We start from the raw sequence: 11,287 nt of genomic DNA, 5'->3' as shown, positions 1-11,287 counted from the left end.
CCTGAAAATTAAAACTAGTCATAATTTTCGTCTCCGGTGGTCTGTACTAGCTCAGCTGTGGGGACCGGGCCAAGCCTGAGAAGCGGTCTTTGCCCTCGTCTTGGTCATTGGCACACTTCACCAATAACCAAGGACGTCCGTGGTGTAAACTCGTCAAGAACCACCGAGTTAACGCCACCTTCACAGCACCGCTAATACTACCCACCTCCGGCTAGACTGGTTGTTAATTACGATAGTCGTGGTTAACTTTAGTTCTGATGGAGCGGTGAATTAAGCACTGACACTAATTTTCATCCAATACTTACTGTTAAATCAATGGTTTAACAGTGAGTATTTTTAGTTGGAAGATAAAAAAATGAGCCTGGTTTTTGTCCAGACTCGTATTAGTTGATTTTAAAGTGATACGGCTAGTTAAAATTATGATGGTGCCAAACCAGTTGCGTAGGCCTGGTACGCATTGCGCGCGGCTATCAGGTCAGTGAAATGGTCTTGATTAACGGTTAGCGTGCCCAGTAAGGTCTTGGCGGTCAGTCTAGTTAGAAAGGCTGGCTGACGATGATTCAAGCCGATTAGTTGTAATTGATAAGTGAGGTCTTGGTTAACGACGATGGTTTGACTAGCGATTAATCCTGATTGTACTCTTGCAAGCAATGAGCCCACCCCCTCAGTGATTAAAACCAATTGTAGGCGCTGGTTGTAAATATCGAATAGCGATGCTGTAAAGTTTGTGTAAATATTAGAGCTGGTTTTTTTGGCAAGTGGGGAATGCGAGTGGTCAGTAGTTGGATTAAATGATACCGCATTCAAATACAAATAATGGTAGAATAAGGGAAGTAGAAGGAAAGGGTGTGGCGTGAATGTTACAAGAATATACGAATATTTTAGTTCCATTGGATGGCTCACAACAGGCGGAGATTGCCCTCGACAAGGCGGTAGCGGTTGCTAAGCGTAACGCTGCTCATATTGATATGCTGGCGGTCGTTGATCCCGGTCAATTTGGCTATAATCTTGCTGGATTAGCGGATGGCGATATCACGTATCAACTCGTGCAAGATTCCGAAACGTATCTCAAAGAAACGGTTGATAAGCTCAAGCAGGAAGGCTTTACGGACGTGACGTTCCATATTCGCATGGGCAGTCCCAAACCGATTATTTCGCAAGACTTTGTTCGTGATCACCACAATGATCTGATCATGATGGGATCAACCGGCTTAAATGCGATGGAACGGGTCTTAGAAGGTTCCGTAACGACGTATGTGCAGCGAAATGCGCTGACGGACGTCATTGTGGTCAAGACGGATCTTCAGAACACGCAGATCGATAAATAGATATTGAAATTAGTCGGTAGCTGATTTATCAGAATTTATTGCTAGCTAGACTAAAATAAGCAGGATCAAAATGTGCTATTAGCGCATCTTGATCCTGCTTATTTGTTTTAAACCTAATTCTTAATCTTGAGTTTACGATTGAAGAGGTAGGCGAGGCCACCCATAATGGCGCAACCAATCAACATTGTGATGACGGGCATGGTTGGGTTTAAGTAGCCCATTTTTGGATTGCCGTGTAGTGGGAAACCAAAGAGAAACTTGAATACGGTGACTAAACCGTCAAAATTGTAATTGGTCTGCTGATGATCACTGGCAGAGATCATGAAACCGAGTAGAAAAGCTCCTAGAACGGGAACGACGATGACGAGTAGACGTTGAATCCATTTGCTGAATAAGGCTAACAGACTACCACAAGCCATCCCAGTCAGGCCGGTACCGATGAAGAAAATCCAAGTTAGTAGCATACCAACAAGTATACCTAGAACAAGATTGTTACCGAAAAAGTAAACGTAAGGGCCGTGTAGTGCGTCTAATAAGATCGAGTTACTGCTGAGATGGTTGAGTGGAGCGTGAACACCATACGCGTAAATAAAGGCGAGTATGGTTCCAATTAGACTGAGTAAAACAACCGTATTGACACGTGCCTGCCAATAAGTGCGGCGTGAGATACCATTTTGAATCAGTAGTTTGAAGTTATCATAAGTCAGGGACTCGATGATAAAGATAAAGAAGAAGAATAAAACACCAAGCGCTAGATTACTGATACTACCTGTGAATGAGTAGTTACTAATATTACCAGTAACTAGTGAGAACAGTAGGGGAATAATAACCATAATCATCACGACGGCCAATAGTGCCCACCCCAATAACTTCAATTGTTCCGTTAACAAGTAGCGTGTTGTCGTCCGAACTTTAGTTGACATGGGTGGCGGCCTCCTTCTTTGTATTCGTTAAGTTAACGAATAGCTTTTGCAAGTCTAAGTGCTCAACGGTAACCGTATCTGGTAATGGTCGATCATCGTTGAGCGAACCATAGACATAGTGCGCCGTGATGCCACCCAGATGGTCTTCACCGATGACGTTAAGTCCCTGTGTATAAGCAATCACGTCCGTTGCGGGACCCGTAATCGTGTAGGCTTGAGTCAAGATATCGGAGACGTCACCGTCAAGAGTTAAACGATGCTCGTCTAAGACAAAGACGTGTTCGATCAAGTTGGCGACTTCTTCAATCAAGTGGGTTGAGATGACAAACGTCCGTGGATTGTCACTGTAAGTTTCAATCAATTCTTGGTAAAACAACTCACGATGGTTGGCATCCAGACCTAAGACGGGTTCGTCTAGGAAAATATAGTCGGCGGGTACACAGAGCGCGATGATCAATTTACAAATTGTGCGGTACCCTGTTGATAGCTTGCCGAAGCGGGCGTTGGTATCTAAACCAAAGCTGTCGGCTAACTTAGCTGCGTATGCAAAGTCAAAGTCGCCGTAGAAGAGGGCGGTCGTGTGGAATAGTTGTTTAATACGACTGCGTTCGGAATAGAGATTAACTTCGCTCATGAGATAAAGCTTACCCAGTGTTGAATCGTTGTCTTGCATTGGTTGGTCATCCATAGTGACGGACCCACTGTTGGCAAAGATACGGCTACTAATAATATTAAGTAGGGTACTCTTACCAGCACCGTTACGGCCAAGTAAGCCGTAGATTTTATTCGGTTCGATAGTTAGATTAAGGTCATCCAAAACGGTCTGACCGTGAAAGGCATGCTGGATAGCCTGAACTTGAATACTCATGATTCCGAAAACCCCCGTTCGATTAATTGTGCTAATTCGGCCTGTGTAATGTGAAGTTTCCGAGCTTCACTGACCAGTTTTTTGACGTAATCCGTATAGAATTGATCGCGCCGTTTGGCAACGATACGACTCTGTGCGCTGGCAATGACGAACATCCCAACCCCGCGGCGTTTTTCAATCAGTTGATTGTCGACGAGGATGTTCATACCCTTTAAGACAGTTGCGGGGTTAATGTGGAATTCTTTAGAAATCTCGGTTGTCGAAGGAATCTGTTCGCCCTCTGCGAAGGTTTCCGTAAAGATGGCTTCTTCAATCTGGTCGGCAACTTGCAAGTAGATTGGTTCCGTACTATTAAAATTAAACTGCATTCTTTTCACCTCATTGCAGTGATGGACCCTATTTCATCGTAACTTGACGGTGCGACCGTTGTAGTTGTCGTTCCGTGCGATCAATGCGAGCGGCAATCCAACTAGATAATAGGAGGAGGGCGCCAAGGACAGCTAAGAGCGTATCTTGATGTTCGAAGACAATCTGAGTGGCTAATCCCAAGTTGGCACCCAGCCAAACGAGTGGCATTAAAGTACCTAACCAAAATTGACGACGGTTGGCAAGAACGTAACGGTGTAGTGGTGTAATAACGATTAATAAAGCGACTAATCCAAAGTATACCATGATTGTTCCCTCCCCTAAAAGGTTATTGTAAGACGATCCGACGATAAATGTTAACCGTAATTAGATAGTATAAAAGGTATAAAACGGCGAAAATAAGAAATGGTAGCCAGATCCCCGTGTATGGTGATGTAATCATAATTATTTTGAACATCTGTAGCCCGAATAGGACGTGAACGATGCCAACGATGCCGGGCAGAATGAAGAGTACGGCGATTTCTTTATCAATAGCACTGCGTAGTTGATGCTTAGTAGTCCCAATTTTGGCAAGCATGGCGTAACGGTGTTTGTCAGCGTCCGCGCCAGAGAGAATCTTGAACATTAAGCAACTTGCAAGCATGGCTAAGAAGGCGATACCCAAGAACATACCCATGAATTCAAGGCCGGAGTACATGCTGTTGACCATGACGTAGGAAGCATACCGGCCACCGAAATTGGTGACATCGGTCGTGTGAAAATGGGCTTTAGCAAGGCGCTTCAAGGCAGCGCGATGTTGGACAACGTCATTAGTTGTGAAAATGGTCAGACGCTGTTCAGGTTGTGCTAGTTTTTGGTAAGCAGCTGATGATAGGAAGACGGGTGTTCCAGCTTCCATCGAGCCACTTTGAAGTTGCATTAATTGGTAATTGAATCCTGATTTTTTAATCTGTGCTGCGTTGTTATGCACCGTTTTGTATGATAACTGCGCTTTGTCTTGGACCTCAATCGTGGTGAATGGGTGCTGATTGAATTCACTTGCTTGGTAATAAACGGTTTTTTTATCCGCCTTAAAGTGATAAGTAATGTTGGTCTTAGGCTTTAAAGCAGCGATTTGTTGTTGTTCAGACTTGGTGGTGTTAACTAGTCCTAAGTCATACGCGTTGTTCGAATTAGTCATCAATGGAATTTGACTGTGGAAGCCCATCCCAACCGTAATTGCACCTAAAGCCAAGGCGAAGAGCATAGCAACGATTGAGAGCATCTTCGTGTAATTACGGATGCGGAAACTGAGTTGTGACAACGTAAATCCGTTTAATCCGCGGTTGGCGACTGGTAAACGTTTGAGTGCAATCATTAACCAGACGAAGATTGCATTGAATAGTAGGTAAGTTCCCAAAACGATAGTGACAAGGGCGATACCGATCCCCATTAATTGTAATTGTTTTAGGTGACCCATCGACCAGTAGCCAATGGCAATTGAGATTAAGCCAACAATAATTTCAATTAACTGGCGAGCTGGCTTGATCTGTGGCCGGTTGGGTTGGTCATTACTGTGTAATAATTTTAAAGCTGGGGTTTTGGTTAAAGCAATCAAGTTAAAGAGGCCGGCGACTAAGAATAAACCAACGTAGAGCAGTAAAGTCACGGCAGCTGCTGGGAAGTACCAAGCTGCCAGATGGTGCAATTCAAGCCCTAAGCTGTTGATCAAAATTTGGCTAATGCCGGCGGTTAAGGCGGTTCCTAAAATAATACCAATCAGAGTAGCGGAGATACCGACTAAGAGCGTTTCAAGCCAGATTAATTGGCCAATCTTACTCTTGCGGGCACCGACTAACATGAAGAGTCCGTAATCGCGTTTACGCATACTGAGCAAAAACGAATTGGCATAGCTGATATAGACTAGCGTAATAATGGTTAATAGGACGGATCCAAATTGGAAAATCATCCCAATCATGCTGATGCCAGTATTCTGTTTTAAGAAATCGTGGTTAGTGGCTAAGGCTTCGAACATGTAGAAGATGGCGCTGGACATAATTAAACCGGAGAAAAGGACGAGGTAGTCGCGCCAGCGGTGTTTGAACCCGGTCATTGCAAGTTTAGTTAACATGGTTGTACTCCTTTTGATTGCGTCAAATTACTGTTCGAACGTCCCGAGCGTATCAAGAACTTGTTGATAGAAATCGCTGCGGTCAAGGTCACCACGTTGTAGTTCTTGTCCAATCTGGCCGTCTTTAATGAATAGAATGCGTTGGCAGAAACTGGCAGAGAATGGATCGTGGGTGACGAGCAGGATTGAAACAGCCTGCTCCTGATTGATCTTGGTGAACAAGTCGAGTAATTCGCGCGCTGACTTTGAATCCAAGGCACCGGTGGGTTCGTCACCGAACAGAATAGCTGGATCATTGATCAAAGCCCGTGCTGCGGCAACCCGTTGTTTTTGGCCCCCAGATAATTCATTCGGATAGTTGGTTAGGAATTCCTGAATGCCTAACTGTTGGGCAATGTTTTCAACGGCAGTTTTGATCTGTTTAGCCGGTGTGTTTTGCAATGAGAGTGGTAACGCGATATTTTCAAACGCAGTCATCGTTTCCAGTAAGTTGAAATCTTGAAAGATGAAGCCGATCTCTTTAGCCCTGAAATCAGCTAATTGATTTCCTTTGAGGTGAGTAATCGGTTGCTGGTGAATGGTTACTTCACCGCTGGTTGGTTGATCTAGCGTTGCGAGCATGTTAAGTAACGTGGTCTTCCCGGACCCAGAAGCGCCCATGATGCCAACGAATTCTCCCGGTTGAACATCAAAGTCGATACCCTTGAGTGCTTCATACTGCTTGCTGCCTGCCTTACCATACGTTTTATGCAGGTCAGTGACGGTCATAATTGGTGTGGTTGTCATTTTAAAAATTCCCCTTTGTGGTTGTTAGTTCGTTAACTAGTTAGTTGCTTATGTAACTAACTATAAAAGCTAGCGTCTGAATTGTCAATTGTTATTTGTATCTTTTGGCTTGTTGGATCTATAAACGTTGATTTAACAGTAATTTGTAGTGGTGATGAATTTTTTAGAATGATTGTTTGGTTAGTTAGTGTGGTTGATTAGGTTAGTTACTACAGGAAAATTAAGTCATTGAAATTAGACTTATAACTAGGTCTGTCGAAAATCTGATAGGGAACAATCAGATGAGGTATCGGAGTTGTAATTAATGATTAGATAGATATACATGATGCGATACGTGCGGTTGTATCCGCCTACCGGGGCAGTCTGTCAACGCTGGAACGCCATGGGCACGGTTTTGAGCTCACAAGCCTCCCACTTGTAATCTCAAAACTCGGCCTTACACTAACCTGAGCAAACCACTCAGCTAAGTGTAATTTCATGCCTGAGCATTGTCAGACTACCCCTCACGGCCAAGGTGGATTTTGAAATGTTAATTGTGTTTTACCTGATATTTAGTTGGATTGATCGTTATCTCAAGCCAAAGTCAGCTGACAGTTTGTTCAATAAAGGTCAGTAAATTTTTAGTTGGGATCCCATTTAACTGAGTTGTTACTTTTTAGATGAATTTAGTAATTACGAGTAGTCGGCTCAAAGTTAGGTACGTATATATTTGTCTTCGAATGCTATCCAGCCGTGAGGGGCGTCCTAACAATGTTCAGTTATGCCCACCACGTTCCAATATTGTCAGGACGCCCCGGTAGGCGGAATAAGTGTTGTTTATAGGAGTTTAAACACTACACGTAGTAAATTTTACGGTGTAAGGAGTCGCCCAGATTAGTTGCTGTCCCACGGATTATTAACGTGGGGTTAATGTTACGTGGCAGAAGTTGAATTAGGATTGCAATCTATCTGTGGCTAGCCTAAAATTACCATTACTGAGATTAGATAGAACAAGACATGAGGAGGACACGTTGTGAAAAAGATTTTAGTGTTACATACTGGTGGGACGATTGCGATGTCAGCGGATGAAGCTGGTAATGTGACTCCGGGTGCGGAAAATCCGCTCGATAATTATCAAAGTTCGTTTGGGGCCGATATTGAATTAACGACGGAAGACGTCTTTAACGTACCGTCACCACACATCACGCCAGCGCATATGTTGCAACTGAAGCAACGAATCGACAAAGCGGCCCACGAAGGGGTTGACGGGGTTGTCGTCACTCATGGTACCGATACGCTTGAAGAAACGGCTTATTTTTTGGACCTCACGTTGCCTAATGAATTAGCTGTTGTGATTACCGGGGCGATGCGTTCTGCTAATGAGATTGGTTCTGACGGGTTGCATAACTTGGAAACGGCGATCCAAACGGCTAGTTCATCGGATGCCGCAGATAAGGGTGTCTTGGTAGTTATGAACGATGAAATTCATTCAGCCCGCTACGTGACGAAAACGCACACGACAAATGTGGCAACGTTCCGGACACCGACGTTTGGACCCATTGGCTTAGTTGCTAACAAGGGTGTTATCTTCTTTGAAACCTTGTTGCGGTCAACGGTTTGCCACATTCAAAATGTTACCGACAACGTCTTTTTGATCAAGGCTTACGCGGGGATGGGACCTGAATTATTTGACGCGATTGCACAGCCAACCACGCATGGCGTGGTTATCGAAGCGTTGGGTGCCGGGAACTTACCACCAGCAACGTTACCTGCCGTACAGAAGTTACTTGATATGAACATTCCGATTGTCTTAGTTTCACGGTGTTTTAATGGAATTGCGCAAGATGTTTACGCCTATGAAGGTGGCGGTGTTCAGCTGAAGCAGATGGGTGTCATCTTCTGTCAGGGACTCAATGGGCAAAAAGCTCGTATTAAATTATTAGTTGGCCTCAGTGCTGGCATGTCGACGGATGAACTTTCACGGTTTGTAGCGACGGCGAATTCTTAATTTAAATAAAAACGTGTGGTAAAGGCAGAATTAACTGGTTTTTATCACACATTTCCGCTATTAAAATTATATATACAAAAATGGAGCTATGACCAAGGTCACAACTCCATTTTTGTATGAATATTGATTTTATAGCATTGCTTATTAAGCAACTTGACTCTAATAGAGCAATTTTGAGGCTAAATCTTATTGAGTGATTAAATTCTGGCGAATCAAACGAGCAACGTATGCTTCGTGTAATAAGTCACCGTGATTGATTGATTTTTGATTAACAGTCATGGCAGTATAACGGGTTACTTTGTTCATGAACAGCTTGCTACCAGCTGTGACACTAGATAGTGGCACCACATTGTCGTCACCGTTTCCTGTATCGCCAGCAATGTTAATGACCGTGTGGAGGCTGTCGAACTTATCTTTATTCTTCAACATAGGATCGTATAAGTCATGGTCCGGATGATCTTCGTCGGTTCCTAAGAAGGGCGTGCCGATTAACATGAGGTCATGAATGGTCTCGGGTTTATCAGTAGCTAATCCAGCCAAGTAACGGCTCCAGATAAGACCACCGTTGGAATAACCAAGGGCGTTAGCTGACTTGAAATCAAACCGTTTCTGTAGCGCGGTCATGGCTTTCGCAAGTCCCGTGGTTTGGGTGATAATGTTGTCATTTGAATCCGTACTATCTTCAAAGTAAATATCGATAATCGCGTTGTTAATATTAGATTTGTTGACCTGGCTATTACTGAATTGTAGTTGTTGCTTAGCCGTAACGGTCACGGTCAGGACGGGATGGTGCTTTTGCCCATTCAATGACTTGTGAATATCATCGAAATCGCTGCGAGTACTACTACTGCCCGCAATCATGATCAGAGGACGTTTTTGAGTCAACGCCTTTGCTGTAGCAGTTTGACTAGCTTGAGTCCGATAAAGCTCAGTCGTGAATGCTAAGCCCCCGAGTAGTAGGACTAACACCCCCCCAATAATTAGGGACCAAACTCCTTTTTTTGACATAGAATCACCTTATTAAGTTTCAATTGTTAGTTTGTTAGAACCGTTCTGCGATAATCGGACGTTCGTTGAGTGGTTGGATTGCACGCTGGTTAGCTGCAAATAATTGTTGGTAAGCAGCTAATTGTTGTGAGCCAATCATTACGGCGTCAGCGCAGACATACCATTCGACAATTTCACTAAGCGGTGGTGTCGTCAGTGAGCCTAGGTAGTGGTAGACGGTTCCAGTATCAGGAAGGAGGTCTGTTAAATTAATCGGCTTTTCTAACTGATTAGTAGCATTAGGTGTGAACTGGTCCAATAAACTCTGGAAACTAGCATTGGGTTTGCCAATTCGACCAAATACAGCGACGGCTGCTAATTGGCCAGTGGCACTCTGATGAACAAAGTGCCACTCAATGGGTGCCGCCTGACCATCGATTAGATGTTCAGCTGGTGTGTGAAAATGAAGCTGTTGAAAATTGAAGTCACGATCATTTAAATAAGCGGTTCCGATTCCGGCCGCTTTTAGCGTTGTCGTATCGTCGATAATGGTCTGTGCTTGGTACAGCCCCCGCCAACTAATAGCAGATAGTTGGGATGGTTGGGTGGTTGCAGTTTGAATGTCGATGGGCGATTGGTGTTGGCCACCAGTTACTTGCCAGTCTGCCTGCTGGGTATAATCTAAAGACATAAAATAAACCTCCGATAATAATTTAATTAATGATTATGGATAATTGCTGTCGATAAACGGCAGTCAGCGACATAATAGCCCACTGATTACTGGCTTATATTATAACGCAATTGCCTCATGATATTCTCATATTATGATCAACCTTAATAATAAAATGGTGGTTCTAAGTGATAAATCGGAATTGGTTCTCGGTGTTGGTGATTAGCATGTTAGAATAGAGGCAGATAAGTATAATAGAAGAGGTGGCCTCGACAATGACAAATCAACGTGTTTTAGCGGTGCAGGGCGGAATCAATTTCCGTGAATTAGGTGGCTATGCGACCAAAGACGGACAGACGATTAAATGGCATAAAGTTATTCGGACTGGTGGCTTAGATCAGCTAACTGCAGCTGGACAGGCTTTCTTGGGAGATTATGGCGTTCGTTATGACATCGACTTCCGCTCACCACAAGAAGTCCTTGATGCACCTGATCGAATCCCGGGCAATGCCAAGTATGTCTACGCACCAGTGTTCAACGTTGATGAGACGCGTAATTCTGATGGTACTGATAAAATGACAGCTAACTTGGAGAAGCATCCAGACAGTGGCTTTAAACATATGTTGAAGGTCTACCGGATGGTTGCCAATGAACAACATGCTAAGGATGAATACCGGCGCTTTTTCGACAATCTGTTAGCTAATGATAATCCTGATGAAACCTTGTTGTTCCACTGTACAGCTGGTAAGGATCGAACTGGTATGGGTGCTGTTTATCTATTAACAGCACTAGGCGTGGACTTTGCAACGATTAAGCAAGATTATCTGTTAACTAATCAAACTTCGATCAAACGGATCGAAGGTGCAGCCGCTGATGCCAAGGCTCAAGGGGCTTCAGCCGCAACTGTTGATAGTATTCGGGCACTGTGGTCTGTTGATGAAGCCTATCTGGATGCCGCAATGACTGAAATCAATCGTCAATCTGGTAATCTGAGTCATTATTTACGGACGGAACTCAAGTTAACTAAGAACGAAATTACTGATTTACAACACATCTACTTGGAATAGGCTTAAGCGAATTATTTCGGCTTAATATTTTCTATAAGCTTGTGCTTCGACAAGCGCAGTACGATAGCCTGATTAGAAGTAATCGGGTTGTATTGTTTAAGAAAGATGAAAGCGCTTAAAAACACTTTGATTTATAGGGTTGAATCAATTACAATATAGTTATTCATTTTATATTGATATATTTTTAGACTATTT

The 11,287-nt window shown here is 43.6% G+C and carries 12 protein-coding genes; 3 read left to right on the top strand and 9 right to left on the bottom strand.

Going from position 1 to position 11,287, the window contains the following annotated elements; translation table 11 throughout:
- Nucleotides 1-417: 417 nt before the first annotated feature.
- Nucleotides 418-651, bottom strand: coding sequence for a hypothetical protein (locus ACG95_RS10125; RefSeq protein WP_048000394.1), 234 nt, complete (start codon nt 649-651; stop codon nt 418-420).
- A gap of 206 nt (nt 652-857) precedes the next feature.
- On the opposite strand from ACG95_RS10125, the gene ACG95_RS10120 reads away from it, so the two are divergent.
- Complete coding sequence (locus tag ACG95_RS10120) at nt 858-1,328, top strand: universal stress protein (RefSeq protein ID WP_048000393.1); 471 nt, start codon at nt 858-860, stop codon at nt 1,326-1,328.
- 113 nt (nt 1,329-1,441) lie between these two features.
- Here the strand turns inward: ACG95_RS10120 and ACG95_RS10115 are convergent, their stop codons facing one another.
- Genes ACG95_RS10115 through ACG95_RS10090 form a run of 6 tightly spaced genes read right to left on the bottom strand, consistent with a single transcriptional unit; the run spans nt 1,442 to nt 6,381 of the window.
- Nucleotides 1,442-2,251, bottom strand: a complete 810-nt coding sequence (locus ACG95_RS10115) for a hypothetical protein (protein WP_048000392.1) — start codon at nt 2,249-2,251, stop codon at nt 1,442-1,444.
- On the bottom strand, nt 2,241-3,119 hold the full coding sequence (locus ACG95_RS10110) for an ATP-binding cassette domain-containing protein (RefSeq protein ID WP_048000391.1): 879 nt from the start codon (nt 3,117-3,119) through the stop codon (nt 2,241-2,243). The genes ACG95_RS10115 and ACG95_RS10110 overlap by 11 nt, the downstream gene beginning before the upstream one ends.
- Nucleotides 3,116-3,487 carry a GntR family transcriptional regulator gene (locus ACG95_RS10105; RefSeq protein ID WP_048000390.1) on the bottom strand — a complete coding sequence of 124 codons (372 nt, stop codon included), beginning with the start codon at nt 3,485-3,487 and terminating at the stop codon, nt 3,116-3,118. The genes ACG95_RS10110 and ACG95_RS10105 overlap by 4 nt, the downstream gene beginning before the upstream one ends.
- A gap of 28 nt (nt 3,488-3,515) precedes the next feature.
- Nucleotides 3,516-3,791 carry a hypothetical protein gene (locus tag ACG95_RS10100; RefSeq protein ID WP_048000389.1) on the bottom strand — a complete coding sequence of 92 codons (276 nt, stop codon included), beginning with the start codon at nt 3,789-3,791 and terminating at the stop codon, nt 3,516-3,518.
- Nucleotides 3,792-3,813: 22 nt separating this feature from the next.
- A complete protein-coding gene (locus tag ACG95_RS10095; protein ID WP_048000388.1) occupies nt 3,814-5,595 on the bottom strand; it encodes an FtsX-like permease family protein in 1,782 nt (593 codons plus the stop codon).
- A 27-nt stretch (nt 5,596-5,622) separates the two neighbouring features.
- The gene (locus tag ACG95_RS10090; RefSeq protein ID WP_048000387.1) at nt 5,623-6,381 is read right to left on the bottom strand and encodes an ABC transporter ATP-binding protein; all 759 of its coding nucleotides are present in this window, start codon (nt 6,379-6,381) and stop codon (nt 5,623-5,625) included.
- Nucleotides 6,382-7,393: 1,012 nt separating this feature from the next.
- Between ACG95_RS10090 and ACG95_RS10085 the strand changes: the two genes are divergently transcribed.
- On the top strand, nt 7,394-8,368 hold the full coding sequence (locus ACG95_RS10085; protein ID WP_048000386.1) for an asparaginase: 975 nt from the start codon (nt 7,394-7,396) through the stop codon (nt 8,366-8,368).
- Between the two features lie 186 nt (nt 8,369-8,554).
- Here ACG95_RS10085 and ACG95_RS10080 read toward each other — a convergent pair whose 3' ends face one another.
- Entirely contained in the window at nt 8,555-9,376 is an 822-nt protein-coding gene (locus tag ACG95_RS10080; protein WP_048000385.1) for an alpha/beta hydrolase, read from the bottom strand.
- A gap of 34 nt (nt 9,377-9,410) precedes the next feature.
- A complete protein-coding gene (locus tag ACG95_RS10075; protein WP_048000384.1) occupies nt 9,411-10,046 on the bottom strand; it encodes a carbonic anhydrase family protein in 636 nt (211 codons plus the stop codon).
- Between the two features lie 254 nt (nt 10,047-10,300).
- Between ACG95_RS10075 and ACG95_RS10070 the strand changes: the two genes are divergently transcribed.
- Nucleotides 10,301-11,092: a tyrosine-protein phosphatase gene (locus tag ACG95_RS10070; protein WP_048000383.1), complete on the top strand. Its 792-nt coding sequence runs from the start codon at nt 10,301-10,303 to the stop codon at nt 11,090-11,092.
- Nucleotides 11,093-11,287: the final 195 nt, after the last annotated feature.

This window comes from Lactiplantibacillus herbarum, from assembly GCF_001039045.1.
Taxonomy (GTDB): domain Bacteria; phylum Bacillota; class Bacilli; order Lactobacillales; family Lactobacillaceae; genus Lactiplantibacillus; species Lactiplantibacillus herbarum.
The sequence above is the reverse complement of the archived record's forward strand: the minus strand, read 5'-3'. Positions and strand labels throughout refer to the sequence as shown.

What these genes read in the sequence shown, in the direction of transcription:
- ACG95_RS10095 (WP_048000388.1), bottom strand. Translation starts at nt 5,595, where the DNA reads ATGTTAACTAAACTTGCAATGACCGGGTTCAAACACCGCTGGCGCGAC.
- ACG95_RS10120 (WP_048000393.1), top strand. Translation starts at nt 858, where the DNA reads ATGTTACAAGAATATACGAATATTTTAGTTCCATTGGATGGCTCACAA.
- ACG95_RS10115 (WP_048000392.1), bottom strand. Translation starts at nt 2,251, where the DNA reads ATGTCAACTAAAGTTCGGACGACAACACGCTACTTGTTAACGGAACAA.
- ACG95_RS10075 (WP_048000384.1), bottom strand. Translation starts at nt 10,046, where the DNA reads ATGTCTTTAGATTATACCCAGCAGGCAGACTGGCAAGTAACTGGTGGC.
- ACG95_RS10070 (WP_048000383.1), top strand. Translation starts at nt 10,301, where the DNA reads ATGACAAATCAACGTGTTTTAGCGGTGCAGGGCGGAATCAATTTCCGT.
- ACG95_RS10100 (WP_048000389.1), bottom strand. Translation starts at nt 3,791, where the DNA reads ATGGTATACTTTGGATTAGTCGCTTTATTAATCGTTATTACACCACTA.
- ACG95_RS10110 (WP_048000391.1), bottom strand. Translation starts at nt 3,119, where the DNA reads ATGAGTATTCAAGTTCAGGCTATCCAGCATGCCTTTCACGGTCAGACC.
- ACG95_RS10105 (WP_048000390.1), bottom strand. Translation starts at nt 3,487, where the DNA reads ATGCAGTTTAATTTTAATAGTACGGAACCAATCTACTTGCAAGTTGCC.
- ACG95_RS10080 (WP_048000385.1), bottom strand. Translation starts at nt 9,376, where the DNA reads ATGTCAAAAAAAGGAGTTTGGTCCCTAATTATTGGGGGGGTGTTAGTC.
- ACG95_RS10090 (WP_048000387.1), bottom strand. Translation starts at nt 6,381, where the DNA reads ATGACAACCACACCAATTATGACCGTCACTGACCTGCATAAAACGTAT.